25 protein-coding genes and 1 pseudogene are annotated in these 23,114 nt (G+C 69.3%); 6 read left to right on the top strand and 20 right to left on the bottom strand.

Features of this window, described 5'->3' with window-relative positions:
- Positions 1-59 precede the first annotated feature (59 nt).
- Complete coding sequence (locus ACWCO2_RS31210) at positions 60-551, bottom strand: copper resistance CopC family protein (protein WP_450131373.1); 492 nt, start codon at positions 549-551, stop codon at positions 60-62.
- A gap of 155 nt (positions 552-706) precedes the next feature.
- Between ACWCO2_RS31210 and ACWCO2_RS31205 the strand changes: the two genes are divergently transcribed.
- A complete protein-coding gene (locus ACWCO2_RS31205; protein WP_450131372.1) occupies positions 707-1,063 on the top strand; it encodes an ArsR/SmtB family transcription factor in 357 nt (118 codons plus the stop codon).
- Between the two features lie 305 nt (positions 1,064-1,368).
- Here the strand turns inward: ACWCO2_RS31205 and ACWCO2_RS31200 are convergent, their stop codons facing one another.
- The 3 genes from ACWCO2_RS31200 to ACWCO2_RS31190 are packed head-to-tail and all read right to left on the bottom strand — an operon-like array spanning position 1,369 to position 3,494.
- Positions 1,369-1,722, bottom strand: coding sequence for an arsenate reductase/protein-tyrosine-phosphatase family protein (locus ACWCO2_RS31200; RefSeq protein ID WP_450131371.1), 354 nt, complete (start codon positions 1,720-1,722; stop codon positions 1,369-1,371).
- A 33-nt stretch (positions 1,723-1,755) separates the two neighbouring features.
- A complete protein-coding gene (locus ACWCO2_RS31195; protein WP_450131370.1) occupies positions 1,756-2,499 on the bottom strand; it encodes an ABC transporter permease in 744 nt (247 codons plus the stop codon).
- Positions 2,500-2,540: 41 nt separating this feature from the next.
- A complete protein-coding gene (locus ACWCO2_RS31190; RefSeq protein WP_450131369.1) occupies positions 2,541-3,494 on the bottom strand; it encodes a S1C family serine protease in 954 nt (317 codons plus the stop codon).
- A gap of 137 nt (positions 3,495-3,631) precedes the next feature.
- Here ACWCO2_RS31190 and ACWCO2_RS31185 point away from each other — a divergent pair, with 137 nt between their 5' ends.
- Both ACWCO2_RS31185 and ACWCO2_RS31180 read left to right on the top strand, forming a co-directional pair.
- A complete protein-coding gene (locus tag ACWCO2_RS31185) occupies positions 3,632-4,192 on the top strand; it encodes a GNAT family N-acetyltransferase (protein WP_450131368.1) in 561 nt (186 codons plus the stop codon).
- A 187-nt stretch (positions 4,193-4,379) separates the two neighbouring features.
- Positions 4,380-6,029, top strand: a complete 1,650-nt coding sequence (locus tag ACWCO2_RS31180; protein WP_450131367.1) for a multicopper oxidase family protein — start codon at positions 4,380-4,382, stop codon at positions 6,027-6,029.
- A 363-nt stretch (positions 6,030-6,392) separates the two neighbouring features.
- Here ACWCO2_RS31180 and ACWCO2_RS31175 read toward each other — a convergent pair whose 3' ends face one another.
- The 4 genes from ACWCO2_RS31175 to ACWCO2_RS31160 all read right to left on the bottom strand — a co-directional run bounded on the left by ACWCO2_RS31175 (position 6,393) and on the right by ACWCO2_RS31160 (position 8,965).
- Positions 6,393-6,557, bottom strand: a complete 165-nt coding sequence (locus ACWCO2_RS31175; RefSeq protein ID WP_450131366.1) for a hypothetical protein — start codon at positions 6,555-6,557, stop codon at positions 6,393-6,395.
- Positions 6,558-6,775: 218 nt separating this feature from the next.
- Entirely contained in the window at positions 6,776-7,024 is a 249-nt protein-coding gene (locus ACWCO2_RS31170; RefSeq protein WP_450131365.1) for a hypothetical protein, read from the bottom strand.
- Complete coding sequence (locus ACWCO2_RS31165; protein WP_450131379.1) at positions 7,024-7,497, bottom strand: oxygenase MpaB family protein; 474 nt, start codon at positions 7,495-7,497, stop codon at positions 7,024-7,026. Before ACWCO2_RS31165 ends, ACWCO2_RS31170 begins: the two co-directional genes overlap by 1 nt.
- A 265-nt stretch (positions 7,498-7,762) precedes the next feature.
- A complete protein-coding gene (locus ACWCO2_RS31160; RefSeq protein WP_450131364.1) occupies positions 7,763-8,965 on the bottom strand; it encodes a dipeptidase in 1,203 nt (400 codons plus the stop codon).
- Positions 8,966-9,068: 103 nt separating this feature from the next.
- On the opposite strand from ACWCO2_RS31160, the gene ACWCO2_RS31155 reads away from it, so the two are divergent.
- A complete protein-coding gene (locus tag ACWCO2_RS31155; RefSeq protein ID WP_450131363.1) occupies positions 9,069-9,308 on the top strand; it encodes a hypothetical protein in 240 nt (79 codons plus the stop codon).
- Here ACWCO2_RS31155 and ACWCO2_RS31150 read toward each other — a convergent pair.
- Entirely contained in the window at positions 9,295-9,777 is a 483-nt protein-coding gene (locus tag ACWCO2_RS31150; protein WP_450131362.1) for a MarR family winged helix-turn-helix transcriptional regulator, read from the bottom strand. The two genes, ACWCO2_RS31155 and ACWCO2_RS31150, sit on opposite strands and share 14 nt — an antisense overlap.
- A gap of 99 nt (positions 9,778-9,876) precedes the next feature.
- Here ACWCO2_RS31150 and ACWCO2_RS31145 point away from each other — a divergent pair, with 99 nt between their 5' ends.
- On the top strand, positions 9,877-10,281 hold the full coding sequence (locus ACWCO2_RS31145; RefSeq protein ID WP_450131361.1) for a DUF5313 family protein: 405 nt from the start codon (positions 9,877-9,879) through the stop codon (positions 10,279-10,281).
- Positions 10,282-10,283: 2 nt separating this feature from the next.
- Here ACWCO2_RS31145 and ACWCO2_RS31140 read toward each other — a convergent pair whose 3' ends face one another.
- From ACWCO2_RS31140 to ACWCO2_RS31100, 9 genes are all read right to left on the bottom strand, one after another.
- Positions 10,284-10,577: a hypothetical protein gene (locus tag ACWCO2_RS31140; protein ID WP_450131360.1), complete on the bottom strand. Its 294-nt coding sequence runs from the start codon at positions 10,575-10,577 to the stop codon at positions 10,284-10,286.
- A 34-nt stretch (positions 10,578-10,611) separates the two neighbouring features.
- Complete coding sequence (locus ACWCO2_RS31135) at positions 10,612-11,565, bottom strand: pyridoxal-phosphate dependent enzyme (protein WP_450131359.1); 954 nt, start codon at positions 11,563-11,565, stop codon at positions 10,612-10,614.
- Between the two features lie 46 nt (positions 11,566-11,611).
- Positions 11,612-12,733 carry a zinc-dependent alcohol dehydrogenase family protein gene (locus ACWCO2_RS31130; RefSeq protein WP_450131358.1) on the bottom strand — a complete coding sequence of 374 codons (1,122 nt, stop codon included), beginning with the start codon at positions 12,731-12,733 and terminating at the stop codon, positions 11,612-11,614.
- Positions 12,733-13,023, bottom strand: a complete 291-nt coding sequence (locus tag ACWCO2_RS31125; RefSeq protein WP_450131357.1) for a putative quinol monooxygenase — start codon at positions 13,021-13,023, stop codon at positions 12,733-12,735. Before ACWCO2_RS31125 ends, ACWCO2_RS31130 begins: the two co-directional genes overlap by 1 nt.
- Before the next feature lie 241 nt (positions 13,024-13,264).
- Positions 13,265-13,882 carry a glycerol-3-phosphate responsive antiterminator gene (locus tag ACWCO2_RS31120; protein WP_450131356.1) on the bottom strand — a complete coding sequence of 206 codons (618 nt, stop codon included), beginning with the start codon at positions 13,880-13,882 and terminating at the stop codon, positions 13,265-13,267.
- 28 nt (positions 13,883-13,910) lie between these two features.
- A complete protein-coding gene (locus ACWCO2_RS31115; RefSeq protein WP_450131355.1) occupies positions 13,911-15,464 on the bottom strand; it encodes an FAD-binding oxidoreductase in 1,554 nt (517 codons plus the stop codon).
- A complete protein-coding gene (locus ACWCO2_RS31110) occupies positions 15,461-17,134 on the bottom strand; it encodes an FAD-dependent oxidoreductase (RefSeq protein ID WP_450131354.1) in 1,674 nt (557 codons plus the stop codon). Before ACWCO2_RS31110 ends, ACWCO2_RS31115 begins: the two co-directional genes overlap by 4 nt.
- Positions 17,128-18,645, bottom strand: a complete 1,518-nt coding sequence (locus ACWCO2_RS31105) for an FGGY family carbohydrate kinase (RefSeq protein WP_450131353.1) — start codon at positions 18,643-18,645, stop codon at positions 17,128-17,130. The genes ACWCO2_RS31110 and ACWCO2_RS31105 overlap by 7 nt, the downstream gene beginning before the upstream one ends.
- A 12-nt stretch (positions 18,646-18,657) precedes the next feature.
- The gene (locus tag ACWCO2_RS31100) at positions 18,658-20,082 is read right to left on the bottom strand and encodes an MFS transporter (protein ID WP_450131352.1); all 1,425 of its coding nucleotides are present in this window, start codon (positions 20,080-20,082) and stop codon (positions 18,658-18,660) included.
- Between the two features lie 190 nt (positions 20,083-20,272).
- Here ACWCO2_RS31100 and ACWCO2_RS31095 point away from each other — a divergent pair.
- A pseudogene (locus ACWCO2_RS31095) lies at positions 20,273-20,362 on the top strand (transposase); the annotation flags it as partial.
- A gap of 235 nt (positions 20,363-20,597) precedes the next feature.
- On the opposite strand, the gene metX reads toward ACWCO2_RS31095, so the two are convergent.
- The gene (metX, locus tag ACWCO2_RS31090; protein ID WP_450131351.1) at positions 20,598-21,734 is read right to left on the bottom strand and encodes a homoserine O-acetyltransferase MetX; all 1,137 of its coding nucleotides are present in this window, start codon (positions 21,732-21,734) and stop codon (positions 20,598-20,600) included.
- A complete protein-coding gene (locus ACWCO2_RS31085; RefSeq protein WP_450131350.1) occupies positions 21,731-23,035 on the bottom strand; it encodes a bifunctional o-acetylhomoserine/o-acetylserine sulfhydrylase in 1,305 nt (434 codons plus the stop codon). Before ACWCO2_RS31085 ends, metX begins: the two co-directional genes overlap by 4 nt.
- Between the last annotated feature and the right edge of the window lie 79 nt (positions 23,036-23,114).

Genomic DNA, 23,114 nt, shown 5'->3' with positions numbered 1-23,114 from the left:
ACGGCGGATGAGAACGACTCCGACGCCGACCACGACGACAACCGCGATCCCGATCAAGGTCAGCACGACCGTTTGGTTGCGCCCTCATCGGGTGCAGCCTGCGGCGGCTGAGGCTGTTGCGACGGCACGACCGGCGCTTGGCTTGCGGCGGCGCCGGGAGCGGGGGCCAGCGTGAAGGTGCGCTTGCCGGCGACCGGATGCCCGCCGTCGGAGACCACGCGGAAGGCCAGCGTGTACGTTCCCGAATTCACCGCTGGGAGCAGGGGCTGGGACACCACGGTTTCGTTGACCGTGGGAGGGGCGGCAGCGACGTTCTCGCCTGCGGGGCCGGTAACGGTGATGGTGATGATCTTCGGGTTGACCGGCTGGTTGAACTGCAGAGTCGCGGCGGCCGGCAACTCTGCGACCTGGGCACCGTCGGCCGGGTCGGTGGACAGCAGCGTCGCGTCGGCGGCTGCCAGACCAGCAGTGGGAACGGCGCAGGCGCCGGCCATTGCCAAGGCTGCGGCCACACGTCCTGCGCGCACCGAGATCTTTCGCATCTTCGGCATGTGGATGTCTCCTGTTTGCACTGGGAGGCCAGCCCGCTCGCCCGACCCGGTCGAGAGCGAGGCGTGGCCGATTTTGGTGGTCGATGACGTACGGCTCGTGGGGTCCGCCAGCCGCCGATTGCATTGCGGCCGAACAGGCGGCAATGTGTGTGCTTATGTACGCACTTGAGGACGACAAGCTGGACGAGATGTGGCGGGCACTGCCCACGGACGACCACGTCGAGGCGGCCGTGACCGCGTTCCGCATGCTGTCCGATCCCACTCGCGTACGCCTGTTGTGGCTGTTGTGCGGAGCCGAGTACGACGTGACGACGCTGGCCGACCTGATCGGCGTCGCCCGGCCCGCTGTGTCGCAGCACCTGGCCAAGCTCCGCCTCGCGGGCCTCGTGTCCCTTCGACGGGACGGTCGGCGTGCGGTGTACCGGGCTCGGGGCGGACACGTACGCCGCCTGCTGGCCGAGGCCGTGGAAGCCGCTGACCACCACATCACCGGCGCCGCCGAGCACGACTGACCTGACGCCGAGGCACTGCGTGGCGGCTCGCCTTCCGATAGCTAGCCGCCACGCTCGGCGCGGCCCCCGCAGCCCAGCCGCTGGTCGAGAAGCGTCGTCACGAACGCATCAGGCGTCCGGCGAGCCGTTGGCTCCGCTGCTGCGGCGGGACCGCAGCAGCGCTCCGATCGCAACGCCGAGCGCGAGGGCTCCAAGGATCAGCCCGGCGCCACTGAGCCACACCGCGGTGCCGTTCTGCTCGACGTTCGCACCGGGCTCGGCCGCGGCGTGCGATCCGTGACCGTCCTTCGCCGAGCCGGCAAGCTTCAGCGTCGGAGCGGGCGACTCGGGCTTCGAACCGTCCGGGGCGGGCGAACGTCGTCGACGCCCTTTCCTGCTGGGTCGGCGAGTTCCCAGTCGAAGTAGCGCTTGCCGAGGAAGACAGGGCAGGCGTCGCCGCAGCCCATGGAGATGACGACGTCGGCGGCTTCGACAGCCTCGGTGGTGAGCTCCTTCGGGAACTCATGGGACAGGTCCAGGCCGAGTTCGTTCATGACCTCGAGCACGGCAGGGTTGATGCTGTCGACGGGTGCGGATCCGGCGGAACGAACAGTGACGCGGCTTTGGGCGTGGTGGTGCAGGAGGGCGCCGGCCATCTGGGAGCGGCCGACGTTGTGCACACGGTGGAGAACCTCAGGAGACCTCGACGGCGGTCACCAAAGTTCAACCCGGAGATGGGTCAAAAAGGGCCAAGAAGAGCACGAACGTTGCCCACGAGGTGGGGCGACCTGAATACCTTCGACCTGCGGATTTACTGAATGCCACCAGCAGAATCGGCGTAGAACCCACCTCCCCCTATCGGCACCTGGCAACGTCACCGTGCCCACGGTTCGGGTCTGGTCGAGCGCGGGCACCAACGCGCTACCGGCTGACGGTCGGGCGATCTCCAGCCGCGCGAGCCGGTCGGTCATGCCCAACGACAGTGCGGCCTCCACCTCTCCTCGCCGCTGCTGCAACTCGTCCAACAACCGCTTCCCGGCCAGCGCAGTGGCGACCATCGCGCCACCGATCAGCTGCCCCACCAGCGGAATCAGCACCAGGCCGGTCAACGGCACCGCACCGGTGACGACCAGCAACCCCACGGCAGGCGCGACACCGGCTGCGATCGGCAGCCCGGCCCACAGCCAGCTCCGGTCATCGGTGATCCGCCGACCCGCGGTGTACGCCGCCACCACGAACATCAGCACGATGAACAACGCCGCCAGCGCGGTCGACTCGACCAGGTAGGCGATCAGCAACGACACAACGGCCAGCTGCACCGCACCGCGCACCCCGGCGAACAGCACGTGGTGGAAGCGGGCCAGCCGACCGAGCCCGGAAACGGCTGCGGCGGCGATCAGCAGCAGTGCGATGGCAACGCCGAGTGCTGGTGTGACCGGTATGGATCCTGATGACACCGCCTGACCCTAGGCCGCTCCGCGACCGCGACGCCCGGCGGTCAGCGCGGGCTGTCGAGCAGCTCCACCGGCTCGGTGATCACGTCGACGAGCGCCCCGTTGCGGGTCACGGTGATCTGCAACGGGCGGCCGATGGCCTCGGCGAACATCAGCCGTTGCAGCCCCTGCGCGTCGCGCACCGGGTTGCCGCCCGCCGTGAGCACGAGGTCGCCGCGGTGGAGTCCGGCTCGCTCGGCCGGGCTGTGCCGGACCACGTCCACCACGCGCAAGCCGGTCTGCTGGCCGGCGCGTTCGACCAGCTCGTCGGGCAGCGGCGCGGGTGTCGTCACCAGCCCCAGGTAGGCGCGCCGGACCCGGCCGTGTCGGACCAGCGAATCGATGATGCGGCGGGTGGTGGCGTTGATCGGGATCGCCAGCCCGAGCCCCACCCCGGCGACCGCGGTGTTGATCCCCACCACGACGCCGTGCGAATCGGCCAGCGCCCCGCCGGAGTTGCCGGGGTTGAGCGCGGCGTCGGTCTGGATGACGTCCTCGATGATGCGGGCGGCCTGTCCGCTGCGCGCTGGCAGCGACCGCCCGAGCCCGCTGACCACGCCCGCGGTGACCGAACCGGCCAGCCCGAGCGGGTTGCCGACCGCGACCACGAGCTGCCCAACCACCAGCCGGTCGCTGTCGCCAAGCTGCACCGGCGGCGGCGTCTCCCCCACCGCGCGCACCACCGCCAGGTCCGACAGCGGATCGGCGCCGACCACGGAGAACGGCGCATCGGATCCGTCGGCGAAGCGCGCGGTCCCGCCATCGGCCACGCCGACGACGTGCGCGTTCGTGAGCAGGAAGCCGTCCTCGGTGAACACCACGGCCGACCCGGTCCCCTCGCCCCGCTCCCCGGCCAGGTGCAGGCTCGCCACGCTCGGCGTGATCGTGCGGGCCACCTCGGCCACGGTGCGCGAGTAGCCGTCCAGGGCGTCGAACGGATCTTGCGGATTCCCGGCCATCACGACCTCCAACCGGAGTTGTGTGCCAGCGCAACGCCGCAGGAAACCCCCGGATTCCCGCCGTTCGCCGTCGGCTTACCGCGAGACGAAGTCCGAAAACCGCCGGATCGGATCGCTCCAGCAACTAGGGTCACCACGTGCTCCCGATTGCCGACCCGATCATCACCGACCGCCTGCTGCTGCGTCCTTTCACCCTCGACAACGCCGACGACGTCTGGGCCTACCAGCGCAAGCCGGACGTCGCCCAGCACCTGCTGTGGGAGGCCCGCGACCGCGAGCAGACCGAAGCCGCGGTCGAGCAGATGACGCGGGAGAACGCGCTGACCGGGGACGGCGACTGCCTGAGCCTGGCGGCGGTCCTGCCGGACACCGGGCAGGTCGTGGGCCAGGTCGAGCTCGTCCTGCTCAGCCAGGCGAACCAGCAGGGCGAAGTGGGGTACATCTTCAACCCCGACTTCCAGGGCAAAGGTCTGGCCACCGAGGCCGTGCGGGCCGTGCTGCGACTCGGGTTCGAAGAGCTCGACCTGCACCGCATCATCGGGCGCTGCTCGGCGCACAACCTCGCCTCGGCGAAGCTGATGGAGCGCCTCGGGATGCGCCGCGAAGCGCACTTCGTCGACAGCATGATCATCGAGGGGACCTGGCGCGAGGAGCTCGTCTACGCGATGCTCCAGCGCGAGTGGCGCGCGACCGGCTGACCAGGCGCGCTGCTCGCCCGCACCGGTGCTTTCTCGTCACCCCAGGGGTTGGCGGGCTTCAACCCGGGCGGTGAACCTGCCGAATCTCCCGGCGACGGACACGCCTACCCCGGGACCAGATATGCGCGGCAGGAGTGCGGACCACCGGCGGCACGGGAAATCCCCGACGCTCACCAGATTGCTCGGCTTGAGCGGCGCGCTCGCGGTCGGTGCCGGATTGCTGGCACCGACCGGCCACGCGGAGGAACCAGCCGAGTGCGGACCTTCCCCGGTGCCCGCGTTCTTCACCGACGAGGCACGCCAGCTGCCGGTCGCCGAACCCGACGCCCCGGGCCACTACACCCTCACCGCGCGTCTGGGCCGCCACTCGTTCCACAGCGAATGGCCGGCCGTACCGACGCTGGGTTACCACGCTCCCGGTACCCCGGTGCAGTACCTCGGGCCCACGATCGCCACCGAACGGGGCAAACCGATCGACGTGACCGTGGTCAACGGACTCCCGCCGGCCGGTACCGCGATGTTCCCGTTCGACCAGCCGAACAACGACAACACCATCACCGCGCACCGGCACGGCGGCCTTCAACTGCCGGCCAGCGACGGCGTGCCCGAGCCCATCCAGCAGGTGATCCCGCCGGGAGGTTCGAAGACCAACCACTATCCGAACGTCCAGGCCGCGGCGCCGCTCTGGTACCACGACCACGATCACCACAACACCTCGTACCACGTCTACGAGGGCCTGGCGGGTTTCATCCCCAACACCGACCAGACCGAAGGCGCGCTCCCGCTGCCCAAGGGCGACTTCGCCAAGCAGTTCGCCATCCAGGACAAGAAGTTCAACGCCGACGGCTCGCTGTGCTACAGCCACGCCAACCCGGAGTTCCTCGGCGACCTCCCGGTCGTCAACGGCACGGTGGCGCCGAAGCAGTCCGTCGAACCCCGCCGTTATGCCTTCACCCTGCTCAACGCATCCGACACGCGTTCCTACCGCCTCAGCCTCCGGCAGACCGAGGGCCGCTCTGCGGATCGGCCCGCGATGACGGTGGTGGGCAACGACTCCGGCTACCTGCGGCATCCGGCACCGGTCGACGAGCTGCTCATCGCGCCGGCTGAGCGCTACGTGGTGGTCGTCGACTTCACCGGGCGCGAAGGGCAGAACTGGGTGCTGGCGAACACCGCGACGGCGGTGCTCGGCGAGATGAACGAGGTCGATCCCACCGGCGGCGGCATCTCGCAGCTGATGCGGTTCGACGTCGGCACCACTACCAGTTCGCCGGACGGATCCGCGATTCCGTCCGTCCTCGCTGAGGAGGCCCCACCGCCGTCCGCGCTGTTGGACGGGGCCCGGCTCCGAACCGTGCAGGCTGCCGAGGTCGTGAACGGTCACCCGCAGCTTGGCGACCGGGACCGGCTGTTGAAGTACCTCGATCCGCCGACCGAGACCCCGCAGCTGAACTCCACCGAGGTCTGGGCGATGCGCAACCGCTCGCCTGACGCCCATCCGATCCACGTGCACGAGGCCGAGTTCCGGCTGGTCGGACGCTGGCGGGTCGGGCAGTGGGACGACGACGGCAGACCGGTGCCGGGGACGATCGGACCGTTCGAGCCGCCGGCGGCGTACGAATCTGGGCCGAAGGAGACGTTCGTGTCTCCGCCAGGCCACATCACCGCCTGGGTTGGACGGTTCACCATTCCCGGGACCTCGGTGTGGCACTGCCACATCCTGTCGCACGAGGACGACGAGATGATGCGGCCGCTGGCCGTCGGCGACGATCCGCAGACGCAGCTGCCGTTGGTCCGCGACTTCGCGGAGCTTGATCGGTTGGTGCGGGAGCCGTGAGTACTCTGCCGATCTGTTCGCCGATGGCGTTGGGGGAGGTTTTTGCTGGTCTACTGGCTTTGGTGGGTGGTTGGAGCTTTTAGAGGTTTTGTTGTTGGTGGGGTCATCCCCGTGATTGGTGGATTTTGGGGGCTGTGACCCGGATGTCAAGCCCGGCCTGGCGGCCGCTCCTTCGGGGTTTCAGGCTTGACATCCGGACCACAGCCCCGTTTTGGCTTCATGTCACGGGGATGGCGTCGGGGGTTGCGCACTAATGGGCGTCGCCTGGCGCGTTGGCCCGGGGTTACTGGCGGGATTGGTGGTCCATATAGGACTGTTTAATGGGCCTTCGGGCTGGGCTTGAAAAATTTTTGTTTATCCTTCTCAGGTTTTTGCCTCGGGCAGGTCGCCCTCTTGTTTTTCTTGCCGTTGATGATCACACGCCACCGTGCTGGTGAGGTCGGAGAACTGCTGGTCGAGCATGCATTCCGCGAGTGTCCGGGTGACTTGGCCAAACTCGCCGACCGCATCCGCAACGCCCTCGATCACGACGGCGCCGCGCGCGACGAAGAAGCGCAGCGCGAGGCGCAGGACCCGCGCACCGACACGCCCTCCAACGGCTCATCCCCATGCCACGGAGACCAATGGAGGACGCACGGTGACACCCCCCGCGACGGTGGTGCGCTCCGCCGTGCCCGCACCAAGCCGTGAGCCAGGAACCTCAAGCACCTTGAAAACTCAACAGTGGAAGCAAAAGCTCCCTAAGCTCAGGTGGCGACGGGACAACTCCGCACTTGACGTCGAGCCTGCGACCGGTGGAAGGATTCAGGCCCGAGCTCGGAGATCTGGTAGCCGTTCGGATACGTCAGCGGATCCGGCTTGACCGGCCTGGAATCCGGTCGGACGGGACCAACTCTGATCAGCTGAGCGCGCAGCTTGAGACCGAGCTCTGCGGCTTTGCGCCCGGCGTGGGAGACCTGCGGGAATCCGAAGGCCGTCAGCAGGTGCGGATCCATCAGGAATCGCGCCGCGCGAGCAACCGCCGGGGACAACATCGACGGGTACCAGCTGCCGAACAGGTCAGCGTGGCGTCGGCTACTCGGCGACCGCCCTCGTCGAAATCGAAGTGGTCGCGCTCGTAGTCGTCGAAGAGGCGCTCGAACTCCGCGTAGGTCTCGGGGATTTCGGCGATCTCCATCCCCTCGCCCATGCGGCGCATTGTGTTGGTCAGCGCCTTCACCTCGTGCGGGTGGAGGCGTCGCCAGCCGAAGCGTTCGATCCAGCGGACCGGAGTCACCACGAACGTCGACAGGGTGTAGAGGTAGTCCTCGTTGCTGATCCGGTACCGGCCGTGGATGGCGTTGAGCTGGGCCAGCGATTCTCGGCCTCGCTCGCTTTCGGTGCCCCAGTGGAAGATCTCGTAGAGGACCATCAGGGTGTCGTCGTAGCGCTTCTGCGGGCACCTGGTGAACTCGCCGGTCCTGTCCAGCAGCCGGCCGATGCTCGGGACCGCGTAAGTGCGGAACAGCGCGAACTCCAGGGCCTTGGTGATGTCCCAGGGGAACTCGTACTCGGCCAGCAGCCGGTAGATCTCCTAGCAGTCGCGGTCCGCGTCGAGCGCGAGGATCCTTTCCAAGCGGTCGAAACGCCTCATCTTGGGCACACCTCGGCCTCGGGCGGACATTCCGGACTCGTCGAACGTATCGACCGGTGGGACACGTGGTCAACACATGTCCCACCGATCGACCAGGTCGTCACTGGGTGGGGGCGTCCAGCTGTTCGATCGTGGCGATCGACGGGGTTTCGGTGCGCTGCAAGTTCGCCGCCACCGACTCCGCGTCTCGCAGTACTCGGACTGCGTTGCGCCAGGTCAGCTTCGCCAGGTCTGTTTCCGACCAGCCTCGGTTCAGGAGCTCGGCGATCAGATTCGGGTAGCTCGCGACGTCTTCCAGGCCGTCCGGGGTGAACGCAACACCGTCGAAGTCGCCGCCGATGCCGATGTGGTCGACGCCCGCGACCTCGCGCATGTGGTCCAGGTGGTTGGCCACCGTGGACACCGTTGCGGTCGGCCTCGGGTTGGCCTCCTCGTAGGCCTCCAGGATCGCCTTCGCCTCCGGCGACGTGGCCAGGGCGTCGAAGCCTCGCTCTCGGAGGGTCGCTTCGGCCGCCTTCGTCCACTCGACCGCCTCCGGCAGGACGAACTTGGGCACGAAGGTCGCCATCGCCACCCCACCGTTGGACGGCAGCGCGGCCAGGACGTCGTCCGGGATGTTGCGGGGGTGGTCGCACACGGCGCGCGACGAGGAGTGGGAGAAGATCACCGGGGCTCGGGTGGCGCGCAGGGCGTCGCGCATCGTGCTCGGGGCGACGTGCGAGAGGTCCACCAGCATGCCCATCCGGTTCATCTCGCGCACCACCTCGACGCCGAAGGCCGTCAGGCCGTTCGCGGCGGGCTCGTCGGTCGCCGAATCGGCCCACGGGATGTTGTCGTTGTGGGTGAGCGTCATGTACCGGACGCCCAGCTGGTACAGCGCACGCAGGGTCGCCAGCGAGCAGTTGATCGAGTGGCCACCCTCGGCACCCAGCAGCGAGGCGATCCGGCCGGCCGCCCTGACCGCCTCCGCCTCGTCGGCGGTGCGGGCGAGCTGCAACTCGTCCGGGTAGCGGGCGATCAGGTTGTGCACGCAGTCGATCTGCTCGAGGGTGGCGCTGACCGCCTTGTCCCCCTGGTACTCGGCCTTGACGTAGACCGACCAGAACTGGCCGCCGACCCCACCGGCGCGCAGCCTGGCCAGGTCGGTGTGCAGCTGCCCGGACTGGTCCCGGGCGATGTCGCAGCGCTCCAGGTCGTAGCCGACCTTCTCGCGCAGCGCCCAAGGCAGGTCGTTGTGCCCGTCGAGCACCGGGTTCTCGGCCAGCAGCGCTCGGGCCCGCTCCACAGCTGCCACGTCAGTCATCAGAACACCTCAATCCGCGAGATCAGCACCCCGTCGACCCTATCCGCCCCACCCGGGTACAGATCGAATCGACTAATCCGCTTGCTGGCCGCACCATCGGAGAATGAACGAGATTCCCAGGCAGCAGGTCGGCGACGACCTGCCCAGCGTGCTCGCCGAGTACGGCCACCTGGCAGCGCAGCTGCCGGGCGCGTCCCGCCGGGGCGCCGAGGCGTTGCGCGCGCGCCTGGCCGAGCTGGACGAGCTGATCGACGCGCACATCGCCCGGCTTTACGGCACGCAGGAAGCGCCCGGCACCCGGGAGGCGAGCATCCGGGAGACCGACTCCATCAGCTGGTCGTAGCCCCATCGATCGGCCCGTCCAGGGCCTTCTTGGTGGCCGTGATGACCTGGCCGAGGGTGGTGTTCAGCCGCTCCAGGTCGGCCAGGTCCATATCCAGCAGCTCGACCACCCGGTAGGGGATCTTCTCGGCGTCCGCGCGCAGTTCCCGTCCCTTGTCGGTCAGGTCCACGGCGAGTTGGCGTTCATCGCTGCGGCTGCGCTGGCGCACCACGTAGCCGATCGCCTCCAGCCGCTTGAGCAGCGGGGACAGCGTCGCCGCCTCGGCGTGCAGCGCTTCGCACAGGTCCTTCACCGACCGCGGTGAGCGTTCCCACAACGTGAGCATCACCAAGTACTGCGGGTGCGTCAGGCCCATCGGAGCGAGCAGCTGCCGGTAGAGTGCGATGACGTTTCGCGAGGCCACCGACAGCGCGAAGCACACCTGACGGTCGAGGGCGAGCGGGTCCTCCCCCAGGTCGATCTGCTTCATCCGCACCCACCTTTCACCGCGATCCGTCATACGTTAATAATTAGTGTACTAAGCAATGTGGGCGGCGTTCCACGCACCGGAGAGAAAGGTGAGGATGCTGTGACCGGCACCAAACCACCACGCCCCAACCCGCTGCAGTGGATCTGGTACGCCTACGGCGGTCGTCTCCCCGAGCGGTACCGCGAGTGGGTGCTGCATGACATCACCTGCCGGACCTGGGTCCTGCGGCACGTCAGCCGCTGCCTGGTGCAGATCTCCCCCGGCCTGCTGTTCCTGCTGCTGCCCGGACCGCTGTGGATCCGCGCGATGTCGGTGCTCGGCGGGGTCATCCTCGCCGTCTGGTACTCGATGTCCTACATGGAGCACACCACCGAGTACCGGCTCTACAAGCACGGATATCCGCTCGGCGCGGGCAAGGCCACGCGGGAGGAAGCCAAGGCGGAGCAGCGCGCCACCAAGGCTTCCCGCTACGACGAGATCTACCGCAACGCTCCCGAGAGCTGAGCTCAGGCGACCGCTGCGGCGTGCACGGCACGGATCAAGCGTGCGTTCTCCGGAGCAGCACCGCCCGGGAACGCGAAGCGGCGACGGTTGTAACCGTAGGCGAGGCTGCTACGCGGGTCGGCGAAGGCCTGCGAGCCGGCGGCGCCGCTGTGCCCGAACGCACCCTGCCCCAGCACCGGATAGGTGTCGACGAGCGCGGCGAACCCCAGCCCGAACGCCTTGTGCGCGCGGGAAACGACGTCGTAGCCGACCGAGTGCAGCTGCGCGAACTCCGCCGCCGTGTCCGGCTTGAGCAAGTCGCGATCCGGCCCGAGTATTCCTGCTGCGGGCTCACAACCCGAAGCGCTGGGCCCAAGCGGTCACGTCGGCCGTGGTGGCGTTGCCACCGCAGACCATCAGCCCGAGTTCGGCGTCGCCGACCCGTTCCAGCACGCGACGAGCGGCGGGGAGCAGGGAACCCTCAGCGGGCTCGGCCCAGACCTTCGCGTGCTCCGCCAGATCCAGCACGCCCTGGACCGCCTCGGCATCGGAGACCACGATCACGTCGTCCACCAGCGCCGACACGTGCTCGTAGGTGATCGGTGAGACCGCCGGGGCGCTGAGCGTGGACACGATGGACGACAGCTCGATCTCGGTCGGCGCACCGGCCGCCAGCGCCGCCGACATGGCGTGCGCACCGGCGGTTTCCACGCCCCAGATCCGCACGTCGGGGCGGCGGGCCCGCAGGGCGGCGGCGATCCCGGAGATCAGACCGCCACCGCCGATGCTGACCAGCACGTCGGTCACGTGCCCGGCGTCTTCGGCGAACTCCAGGCCGACCGTGCCCTGCCCGGCGATGACGGTCGGATCGGCGAACGGGTGGACCAGCGTGAGCCCGCTGGCCTGCAGGTCCGTCATCAGCGCGAACGCCGCGGCCATGTCGTCGGTGAGCCGGACCTCGGCGCCGGCCGACTCGGCGACCGAGACCGCGCGGGCGGGTGCGGAACGCGGCATGATCACGGTCGCTTCGACGCCCAACACCCCGGCCATGACCGCCAGCGCGATGCCGTGGTTGCCGCCGCTGACCGCGACCACCCCGGCCGCGCGTTCAGCCTCGCCGAGCGACAGCAGCTTCGCGGCAGCCCCGCGCACCTTGAACGAACCGGTGCGCTGGAGCAGCTCCAGCTTCGCCGTCACCGGGACGCCGAGGAGGTCACCCAGCCCGGGGCTGGGCACCGTCGGCGTGCGCAGGACGTGTTCGGCGATGCGCTCCGCCGCTGCTTCGATGTCGGTGATGCCGATCAACTCGCTCGCCTCCGCCTGGACGTTTGATTCCCCGGAATCAAATCATCTAGAGGACCACGACCTGACGGACGGCGCTTCCACCGTGCAATCTGTCGAAGCCCTCGTTGATCTCGTCCAGCTCGATGCGGTGCGACAGCAGCCGGTCGACCGGGAGCGCACCGGAGCGGTACATCTCGATGAACCGGGGCACGTCGCGGCGGGGCACGCACGAGCCCAGGTAGCTGCCGCGCAGCGTCCGTTCCTCGGCGACCAGGCTCAACGCGGGCAGCGTGAGCTGGGCTTGCGGGCCGGGCAAGCCGACGGTGACCGTCGTACCGCCGCTGCGGGTCGCATCGTAGGCCTGCCGGAGTACCGGAGCGACACCGGTGGTGTCGATGACCTTCTCCGCTCCTCCGCCGGTGAGCTCGCGGATCTGCTCGACCGCGCCGATCCCGCCTGCCACGGCATGCGTGGCGCCCAGCTGGGTGGCCAGTTCCAGTTTGTGCGGCACGACGTCGACGGCGACCACAGTGGACGCTCCGGCCGCTTTGGCCATGAGCAGCGCGGCGAGCCCGACCCCGCCGAGCCCGAACAGTGCGACGCTCTCGCCTGGCTGGACCTGGGCGGAGTACCGGGCCGCGCCCGCACCGGTCAGGACTGCGCAGCCGAACAGCGCGGCGATCTCGAAGGGGATGTCGGGGTCGATCTTCACCGCCGACCGCGCCGACACCACGATGTGCTCGGCGAACGCAGACACCCCGAGGTGGTGGTAAGGCCGCGTTCCGTCGTCGGCGCGGAACCGCATGCCCCCGCTGAGCAGGGTGCCCTTGCCGTTGGCCGCCGCCCCCGGTCCGCACAGGGCGGGGCGTCCGGCCACGCACCGCTCGCAGTCACCGCAGGACGGCACGAAGGCGAGGACCACGTGGTCGCCGGGAGTGAACCCGGTCCCCTGCCCGGCTTCCACCACCTCGCCGGCAGCCTCGTGCCCGAGGGCCATCGGCAACGGGCGCGGGCGGGATCCGTTGATCACGGACAGGTCCGAGTGGCACAGCCCGGCGGCGCGGACCCGCACCAGCAGTTCGCCGGGGCCGGGCGGATCGAGGTGCAAGGTCGTGACCTCGATGGGTCGCGACTCCGCGTAGGGCTCGGGCCCACCGGATTCCCGCAGGACGGCCGCGCGAACCCGCATCACGCCTCCACCGGGGTGCAGCGGGTGACCTGCCGGTCGGCCACCAGCGGTACCACCTGACCGAGCACGATCCGCTGGAAGTGCTCGGATTCGCAGTGCCGGGCGAAGTCGGCTTCGCCGTCGTACTCCTCGACGAGCACCACCACGTCGTCCTCGACGCCGGCGTGCACGTCGTAGCGCCGACAGCCCGGTTCGGCCCGCGACGCCGACACCATCGGGGCGAGCAGTTCCAGCACCCGGTCCCGCTCGCCCGGTTGGACGACATAGCGGGCCACCACGACGAAACTCATGATTCTCCCAATCCCAGTGCCGGTCTTTGATCTTGGTTATTGGTCGTTGTCTTCGATACGCCGGAGGCGTTTAGCCCACCTTCGGCGCTTGCACCACCGCGGGTTCTCAGACGTCGCCTGGTGAGGACGGCCCCACTGCCGTGTATTGGCACATCAAGTTGGGCACCCGCAGTCCAGGCGGCGTTCCGACCCCCGCACCACTACGCAAAACGAGTACGTCAGACAGGCTCTCGACGGCTTTTCAGCCCCTCAGCTGGTCCCGGCGCAGGGACCAGAGCGTGTGGTCGGACGTCGCTGCCGCCACCGCACCCATCGCCAGGGAGTGCGCGACACCGGCGGCGTCCGTCACGAAACCCGCCGCCACGAACGGCGAGAGCACCCGGCGCGCCTCGTCCGGCATCCACGGGATGATCGGCGCGGGCATCACCTCGACCAGGTCCGGACTGCTGCGCCCGACGCCTTCCAGGCTCCGGTTGAGGTTGGACCGGTCGGTGACGAACACCTTCTGCATGGTCAGCATGTCCAGTGCCCGGGCCCGGTCGATGAGCGCGGCCCGGGTGCTGACCACGCCCTGCGCGCCGATCCCGGTGAGGAAGTCGATCGCGCCCCGGTCCTGCGCCAGACCGGGGCACGAGTCGATGTTGACGAACACGGTCTTGCCCAGGTGCACCAGGACGCGCACCGCGTTCGACAGCTCCCCCACCGGGATCGACGCCAGGACGCAGACCTGCGATGCCGCCGAGGCGAAGTCCTTGACCCGCGCGAGGCCCACCACGGATGCGCAGACCGGGACGTCCTGGAACGCCGCGGCCAACTGCGGCTTCAGCGGTCGGGGCTGCAGTGCGGCACGTTCGCTCATGACGGCAACTACTACTCCTCGGCTCAGCTCAGTCCAACGGTCCGGTCCCGAACGGGCTCGGCAGTCCGAGCTTGCCGGGGTTGAGCACCCCGCGCGGGTCCAGCGCGTTCTTGACCGCCTCGAACACCCCGAACCCGGTGCCCAAGGCGTCGGCCAGGTACGGCCCGCGCAGCAGGCCCGACCCGTGGTGGTGGCTCAGCGCCGCGCCGTGGCGGATCAGCACCGCGTTGGCCGCGTCCCACGCCGCCCGGTACCACTCGCGCCGGTTCTCCGGTTCGATGTCGCCGCGCAGCGAGAAGTACAGGCAGGCTCCGTCGGTGTAGGCGTGCGACTGGTGCGCGGAGGCCGCGAGGGTGCCCGGGACGCTGTTGATCGCGGCGCACACGTCGTCGTAGATGGCTGGCAGCTTCGCCCACGACCCGGCCATCTCCAGGGTGTCGGCGACGAATCCCGGGCCGGGTTTGAACCCGTCGGAGGACTTGCCGACCAGCATCCGCTCGTCCAGCCAGCGGTCGAAGATCGCCTGGCCGTCGAGCTCGGTGCCGATCGCCGCGCACACCTCGGCGCTGACCGCCATGCTCGCCTCCACCACGAGCGGGTCGCCCTCGTCGGCGATCAGCAGCAGGTTGGTGTCCGGGTGGCCGAAGTGGGTGCCGCTCTCCAGCTGGTCGTAGAGCCGCAGGACGGCCGGGGTCGCGCCGCGCTGCATGATCTGCCGGCAGGCTTCCAGGCCGTCGGCGAAGGTCTCGAAGCCGTAGGCGATGGCCTTGGCGTGATCCGGGAGCCGGTGGGTGCGCAGCCGGACCGAGGTGATGATGCCCAACATGCCTTCCGAACCGACGAACAGCTGCCGCAGGTCCGGACCGGTGGCCGCGCGCGGGTAATCGCCGAAGGTGACAAGGGATCCGTCGGCGAGGACCACGTCGAGCCCGACGACCATGTCCTCGATCTTGCCGTAGCGGGTGGACAGCTGCCCCGCGCCGCGGCAGGCGACCCAGCCGCCGACGGTGGAGATGGCGAACGCCGAGGGCCAGTGCCCGGTGGTGGCGCCGTGGGTCTCTTGCAGCTCCTGCTCGAAGAGGTCGCCGAACATGCCGGCCCGCACCTCGACGATCTGCGATTCGGCGTCGAAGGAGGTGATGCCGGTCAGCCCGCACACGTCGAGCACCACGCCGCCGAACACCGGCAGCGCGGCGCCGGTGACGTTGCTGCGTCCGGCCGAAACGGTCAGCGGAATGGTGTTGTCGTGGCAGAGCTTGGCCACCGCTTGGATCTGCTCGACGGTGCTGGCTTCGACCACCACCGCATCCGGAGTCGCCGGGCTGTCGGCGGTTTCACCGATCATCGAGCCCGCCCACCAGTCGCGGGTGCGCAGCACGACCTCGTCGTGGTCGGTGTGGACGGCATCGACGACGCTGCGCAGTTCGGTGACGACGGCAGCCGGCACTTCCACCGCCTTGGTCTGCAGCGACGCCGGGCCCTGGCCGATCTCGGTGCGCGCCGCGTAGCGGGGCGGAGTCGGGGCTCCGACGACGTAGTTGCCGCGGTTGAAGGGGTGGGTGATGGTTTGACGGCTGATCATGCCTGGTCTCCCAACAGGATCGACTTCTCGCGGGCGATTTCGGTCTGGTAGCTGCGAACCTGCTCGGCGACTTGCGCTTCGGTGAGGCCCAACTCGGCGCCGAGCAGCTCGCCGACAATCGGGGCGACGGCAGCGGAGGCGTCGCGGGCGAACAGCCGCAGGCGGGTGCGGCGGGAGAGCACGTCGTCGACCGAGCGCGCCATCTCGCAGCGAGCCGCATAGACGACCTCGGCCTTCAGGTGCGGCTGACCGGACAGCAGTGGTTCGCCGAGCTCGGGGTTCTCGTCGATGAGCGCGCTGACGAACCTGGCTTCGGTGCCGTAGCGACCGCCGAGGTGCGCAGCGGTGCCACCGGAGGCTCCGACGGCTTCGGCGTCGTAGCCCGCCCCGCCCAGCAGCGGGAGTTTCGCCGTGCGGCTGCGGGTCTTTCGGCCGAGCAGTCCGGCGACCTTGTTCACCACGAGTTCGCCCATGTGGCGGCTGGTGGTGAGCTTGCCGCCGGTGACCGTGACCATGCCGCTGGCGCCGACGTCGACGTGGTGGTCGCGCCGCATGTCCAGGGTCGCGCCCTCCTTGCCGCCGACCAGCGGTCGCAGGCCACCGTAGCTGCCGAGCACGTCGTCAGGACCGAGGTCGACGTCGAAGGCGACGTTGGCGCCGTCGAGCAGGAACTGCATCTCGTCGCGGGTGCAGTGCACGTCGTCGACGGAACCGTCGTAGTCGGTGTCAGTGGTGCCGAGCACGACCACGTCGCCCCAGCGGGTGCAGGTGGCGCGGCGGGCGCGGCCGGGGATCGGCACGGTGACCGTGCAGTCGTTGCGGATCTTCGACCACGGCACAACGATGTGCACGCCCTTGGCCGGGCGGACCTGCGGTCGGTGCGCGTCGTCGGCCATCGCATCCACGCCATCCGTCCACACCCCGGTCGCGTTCACCACGACGCGCGCCCGCACGTCGATCTGCTCGCCGTCGGCGTGTACTTCGGCGCCGCGCACCCGGCCGCCGGTCTTGAGCAGCCGCTCGACCTTCGCGCCGTTGGCGACGACCGCGCCGAGGTGGGCGGCGGTGCGCACGACGGTGAGGGTCAGGCGGGCGTCGTCGGCGCGGCTGTCGTAGTACATGAACCCGCCCTTGAGGTTCTCGGCGCGCAGCGTCGGCGCGTGCGCGAGCACCTCGTTGCGGGACAGACGCTGGTGCAGGCGGCCGATTCGCCAACCGCCCACCAGGTCGTATGTCCACAAGAGACCTTCGAAGGCCTTGGCGATGCGGGCGTCGAAAACGCCTTCCTTCTCCAGGATCGGGAACAGGAACGGCAGCCGCTGCACCAGGTGCGGGGCGTTGCGGCGGAACCGGTGGCGCTCCAGCAGCGAGTGCCGGACCAGGTCGACGTTGCCCTGCTCGATGTAGCGCAGGCCGCCGTGCACCATCTTCGACGACTTCGACGATGTACCGGAGGCGAAGTCGTCGCGTTCCACCAGCGCCACGGACAGACCGCGGGACACCGCGTCCAGCGCGGTGTAGGCGCCGGTGATGCCGCCACCGATCACCAGGACGTCGAACTCGGTGTCGCCGAGGCGCCGCAGCGCCCGCTGTCGGTCCAGCGTCACCGGCGCGCCGGGAGTTGCCTTGGCCGCGGCCGAATTCGGCCGCCTGCCCGGGATTTTCAGCATTTCGTTCCTTCTTCTGGCAGTGACTTCCGGAGCACGCGTCCCCATTGCGCGCGCAGCTCCTGCCGTTCGTCCTCGCCGATCGCAGGCTCGAAGGTGCGACCGGCGGGGAGTGCGTGGAGTGCTTCGTCGAGCGAGCCCCACAGGCCGAGGCGGACCCCCGCGAGGTAGGCAACGCCGCGCAGGCTCGCCGTGGCCGAATCCGCGGCCCGTTCGATGGCGACGCCAGACAGGTCGGCTTGGCTCTGCAGCAGTGCGTCGCTGGCCGCGAGACCACCGCCGACCCGTAGTCGGGTCAGCCCTGAAGGCGTCGCCGAGCCGACCCCGTCGACGGTGTCGCACACCGAGTGCGCGATGCCTTCCAGGACGGCGCGGGCGATCCCGGCTCTGCTGGTGGCCAGGCTCAACCCGGTCAGGCTGGCCCGCGCACCGGGCACCGCGACGGGCGTGCGGAGTCCGGCGAGAGTGGGCACGAACCACATCTCCCGTTCGCGCGGGTACTTTCCGGCGAGTTCGCTGACCTGCTCGGCCGAATCGAACAGCTGCAGGTCCTCGACCAGCCAGCGCAGCGCCGACCCGGTCGTGGCGGTGTAGGCCTCCAGGCTGAAGCGGGTGCGCCCGCCGGAGCGCCAGCCGGGCAACGCGAGCACCCCGGCCGCAACCGAAGTCGCGTCAGCGGGCTCGTCACCGGTCAGCGCACCGACGAAGGTGCCGGTGCCGTGCACGCACATGCCCTGCCCGGCTTCGAGAGCGCCCAACGCGATCAGGGATGCGTGCTGGTCCCCCATCGCCGCGGCGATCGGCACCCGAACGCCCAGCACGTCCGGGTCGGTCCAGCCGAAGTCGCCGTCGTCGTCGACCAGCGGCGGGGCCAGGCCGACCGGACAGCCCACCGCATCCAGCCACCCGGCGTCCCAGGCGTGATCGCGCAGCCGGTAGCCGCCGAGCGCGGCGGCGTTCGAGGTCGCGACACCGTGGCGGGTGCCTCCGTTGAGGTTCCAGCTCAGCCAGGTGTCGATCGGACCGAACAGCAACCGCCCGTCCGCCGCAGCGGCGGCCACCTGCGGGTTCTGCTTGATCTGCCGCGCTGCCCAGAGAAAGGGCGAGCGGCTGCCGACGGGACGACCGGTGCGCGCCAGCAGGACCGGATCCCACTGCGCCGCCAGCTCGTCGAGTTCCGCTGCGTAGCGGCGGTCCTGCCACACCACGGCCGGGGCCAGCGGCCGGCCGGTCTCGCGATCCCACAGCACCGCTGTCGCGCGCTGGGTGCACAATGCGACGCCGATGATCTCGACCGCGTTGTCACCCGCCCACCGCACCGCCTGCTGCGCTACTTCCAGGGTTCGCCGCCACAGTTCGTCGGCGTCCTGCTCGACGCGCAGCGGATCGGGGTGCAGTACCGCGATCGGCTGGTAGAAGGACTGGCCGCTGGCGCCGTCGGCGGTGACCACCGCGGCTCGGGTGCCGGTGGAACCTTCGTCGATGGACAGCACGCCTCGTTGCGTTCCGCTCATGTTCCGGCCTCCTCAGCGACCCGCGAGTGCGGGCGTCTTGAAGTCGATGTCCTCCTCGTCCGGGTCGATGCTGGAGCGCGTCGGGTCCCACTTGATGATCAAGCAGGTGATCAGGCCCAGCAGCGGCACCACGGACAGCAGTGCGATGGTCGGCCCGAGCCCCAGCGACTCCTTGATCTGCGGGAAGATGTAGAGGCCGATGACGCTGCCGAAATTGCCCAGCATGCCGGTGATCCCGGTGCCCAGGGTGCGGATGTCGCTGCGGTAGGACAGCGCGGCGATCGACTTGCCGTTGGCGCCGGGTCCGGCGGAGTGGAAGAAGATGAACAGGAACGGCACCGTGAAGGCCAGCACCGTGGGCAGGCTGCCGAAGCCGAGGCCCAGCGTCAGCAGCAGCGCGAACGCCATCGCGTAGCCCACCGCGGAGCTCAACCGCAGCCCCATTCGGCGGCCAACGTAGGCCGAGACCGCACCGCCGATGATGCCGGCCGCGTTGAACACCATCGATCCGACGGTGGCCTTCTCAAACTGCTCGCCGAAGATCGCCAGGCTGATCACCGGCAGGTACCAGCCGATGGCGAAGTACTGCATAGACTGGGTCAACGAGATCATCGTGGACAGCACGGTCCGCGGCAGGTACGGCTTGCGGAACAGCACCCCGGTGTGCCGGAAACCGATGGCGGGCTGCTCGGACCGCGTCTCGTCCCGCTCTCCGGCGACGACGTCGAATCCGTAGATGCGGCGCAGGCACTTCGCTGCTTCGGCGAGCCTGCCCTGGGAAGCCAGCCACGCCGGGCTCTCCACCAGGAACAGCAGCTGCAGGACGAACAGCGCAGCGGCGAACACCGCAGCCGAGCCGACCGACCAGCGCCAGATGTCGGTGCCGATGCCGAACTTGAAGAACACCAGCGTCAGCGCCAGGTTCATGGTGGTGGCGATGTACCAGACGCACTGCCAGAGGTTCAGCCGTCCTTTGAGCTTGGCCGGCGTGTACTCAGCGAGCATGGCCATCGCCACCGCGAAGTCGATGCCGTAGGCGATGCCCACCAGCGCGCGGCCGGACCACACGGTCGCGAAGGTGCCCGCGTAGGCAGTCAGCAGGGCACCGGCCACCGCGACGACCTTGGCCAGCAGCAGCGGTTTCACCCGGCCGATGCGGGCCGCCAGCCAGCCGCCGATCGGGTTGAAGAGGATCGCGATGGCCGGCGCGGTCGCGGTGAGGAGCCCGACCTGAGTGGCGGTCAGGCCTAGCTCCTCCACCATCGGCGAAAGACCCGCGCTCAGCGCGGCGTTGGAATAGGCGTCGAGGAACAGACCGCCCAGGATCAGATACCACAGCAGGTTCGCCTTGCCGGGCAACCGCTCCAGACCGTTGATCAACGCCGCCACGTGCGGGACGCCGGAGATTCTGTGCGCCGGATTCGAAGGTGCGGCCACGGATCGCCACCTCTCGGAGGTGAAGGCCGCTGACAGCGATCCAACGCGATGAAGGCACGACGAAGTCCGCTGACAGTGGCTCTTCGTCTATGCCTGTCGTTGAGGCGAGAGACTAACCCCGCCGCAGCCCGAACGTCAAGCAGATCCCCAAGCACCCTCTGGCACCGGGTTTTGTCGACCCACGCGCACCGTGCTGACGACCTTCCCACCCAAAGTCGCGGTCTCACGGCTGGTCAACAACCTCAAAGGCGTGTCGTCTCGGCGCATACGCAATGAGTTTCCCGAGCTGGAACACCACTGCCGGCATGCAAAGCGGTCCCAAAGCCATCCACCCGGCCTCGCTGGCCGAAGGGAGCAGCACCGGTCCGATGCCCTGCCAGTCGAAGTTCACGCCGCCAGCTCCTCGATCTCGGAGATCAGCGTGTCCACATCCAGCACAGCCGACTCGAAATCGTTTCAGAGTCTGGGTGGAAAAAACGGAATTTGCCTGCGCCCCAACGGTTGTGCTACGCGCGTCAAGCCAGCAACTCGCCGACGATTCGGCCTACCTGGTCCACCTCGATCAGGAAACCGTCGTGACCGTACGGCGAAACAATCGTGCGCACCGGAGCGGCTGCGGGAGTCTGCTCGGCCAACCATCGCTGCTGCTCCAGCGGGAAAAGCCGGTCGCTGTCCACTCCGGCGACGAGGGTGCGCGCCGTGATCCGGCGCAGCGCAGCTTCCACCCCGCCGCGACCGCGCCCGACGTCGTGACTGGACATGGCTTGCGCGAGCAGTACGTAGCTCGCCGCGTCGAACCGGCGCGCGAGCTTGTCCGCGTGATGGTCCAAATAGGATTCGACGGCGTAACGCCCGCCGAGCCAAGGGTGTTCGCCGTCCTGGGGCTGAGCGCCGAACCGCTGCTCCAGCTCCTGCGGGCTCCGGTAGGTGATGTGCGCGATCCGCCGCGCCACCCCGAGCCCCGCGTGCGGACCGCGACCGTCCGGAAGATCGTGGTAGTGGCCGTCGAGCCAGTCCGGATCGCTGCGAATCGCCTGGACCTGCACCCCGGACCAGGAGATCTGCTCAGCGGAGGCCACCGCGCAGCTGCTCAGCACCAGGGCCGCCGCCACCCGTTCCGGATGCCCAACAGCCCACTCCAGCGCGCGCATCCCGCCGAACGAACCGCCGAGCACGGCAGCCCACCGCCGGATGCCGAGCGCGTCGGCGAGCTGAACTTCCGCCTGCACCGAGTCCCGCACGGTGATCGCCGGGAACCGCCCGCCCCACGGCCGTCCGTCGGGCGCGGTCGATGCCGGACCGGTGCTGCCCTGGCAGCCGCCGATGACGTTCGGCGCGATGACGAACCAGCGATCGGTGTCCAGCGCGCGACCGGGGCCGATGAGCCCGTCCCACCAGCCGGGGCTGGGGTGTCCTTCATCGGCCGGACCCGACACGTGGCTGTCGCCGGTCAGGGCGTGCAGCACCAGCACCGCGTTGGAGGCGTCCGCGTTGAGCTCTCCCCAGGTCTCGTAAGCTAGGGAAACCTGCGGGAGCGCGCCGCCCGCCTCCAGCACCAGCGGCTCGGGCAGCTGGAACCAGCGGCGGCGACCAACAGGGCTCCCCTCCCGCCACGCACCGGTGGCGGGAGAGGCGCCGTGTGTCTGCGTCATCGCTCCAGCGCAGCCTTCGCTGCGCGGAAACCGGCTTCGAGGTCGGCCTTGAGGTCCTCGACCGCCTCGATGCCCACCGAGAGCCGCACCAGACCCGGGGTCACGCCCGCCAGCTTCTGGTCATGCTCGTTGAGCTGGCCGTGCGTGGTGCTCGCCGGGTGGGCGATGAGGCTGCGCACGTCACCGATGTTGACCAGGTGGCTGAACAGCTCCACGCCGTCGACGAACGCCCGTCCAGCGTCCACTCCCCCGCGCAGCTCGAACGCGACGATCGCACCCGCGCCGCCCGGCAGGTACTTCTGCCCGCGCTCGTACCACGGGCTGCTGGGAAGTCCCGCGTAGTGCACGGATTCAACCTCGTCGCGGGCGCTCAGCCACTCGGCGAGGTCCTGCGCGTTGCGGACGTGCCGCTCGAGGCGCAGCGACAGCGTTTCCAGGCCCTGCAGGATCAGGAAGGCGTTGAACGGCGAGATCGCCGGGCCGAGGTCGCGCAGGCCCTGCACCCGCAGCTTCGCCGCGAACGCGCCGTGGCCGAGGGCCGGCCAGTACTGCAGGCCGTTGTAGCTGGGGTCCGGGTCGTGGAAACCGGGGAAGCGGTCGGCGTTCGCGCCGAAGTCGAAGGTGCCGCCGTCGACGACGATGCCGCCGACCGCGGTGCCGTGGCCGCCGAGGTACTTCGTCGCCGAGTGCACCACGATGTCGGCGCCGTGCTCGATCGGCTTGAGAAGGAACGGCGTCGTCACGGTGTTGTCGACGATCAGCGGTACGCCGACCTCGTGGGCGACGTCGGCGACCGCGCGCACGTCCAGCACGTTGGAGCGCGGGTTGCCCAGCCCCTCCGCGAAGAACGCCTTGGTGTTCGGCCGCGCGGCGGCCCGCCACGACTCGATGTCGTCGGGGTCCTCGACGAAGCTGACCTCGATGCCGAACTTCGGCAGCGTGTGTTGGAACAGGTTGTGGGTGCCGCCGTACAGCGACGAGCTGGACACCACGTGGTCACCGGCCCCGGCGAGGGTGAGGATGGCCAGCGTCTCGGCGGCCTGCCCCGACGCCAGCGCCACCGCCGCCACGCCGCCTTCCAGCGCGGCCACCCGGTTCTCCAGCACCTCCTGGGTGGGGTTGTTGATCCGGGTGTAGATGTTGCCGGATTCGCTGAGGTTGAACAGGTTCGCCGCGTGCTCGGTGTCGCGGAAGACGTAGGAGGTGGTCTGGTAGATCGGCACGGCGCGCGCCCCGGTGGTGGGGTCGGGCTCGGCTCCGGCGTGCACCTGCAGGGTGTCGAAGGACCAATCGGAACTCACGGGGCAATCTCCTGTGCTGAAAGCGTGAACCTGCCGCGGCGAAGACGTGCAGGCGAGTACGGCGACGGGCGGAACCGCC

Source organism: Saccharopolyspora sp. NPDC002376, assembly GCF_053593195.1.
Note: the sequence above shows the minus strand (reverse complement) of the source record. Positions and strands in the feature narration are given on the sequence as shown.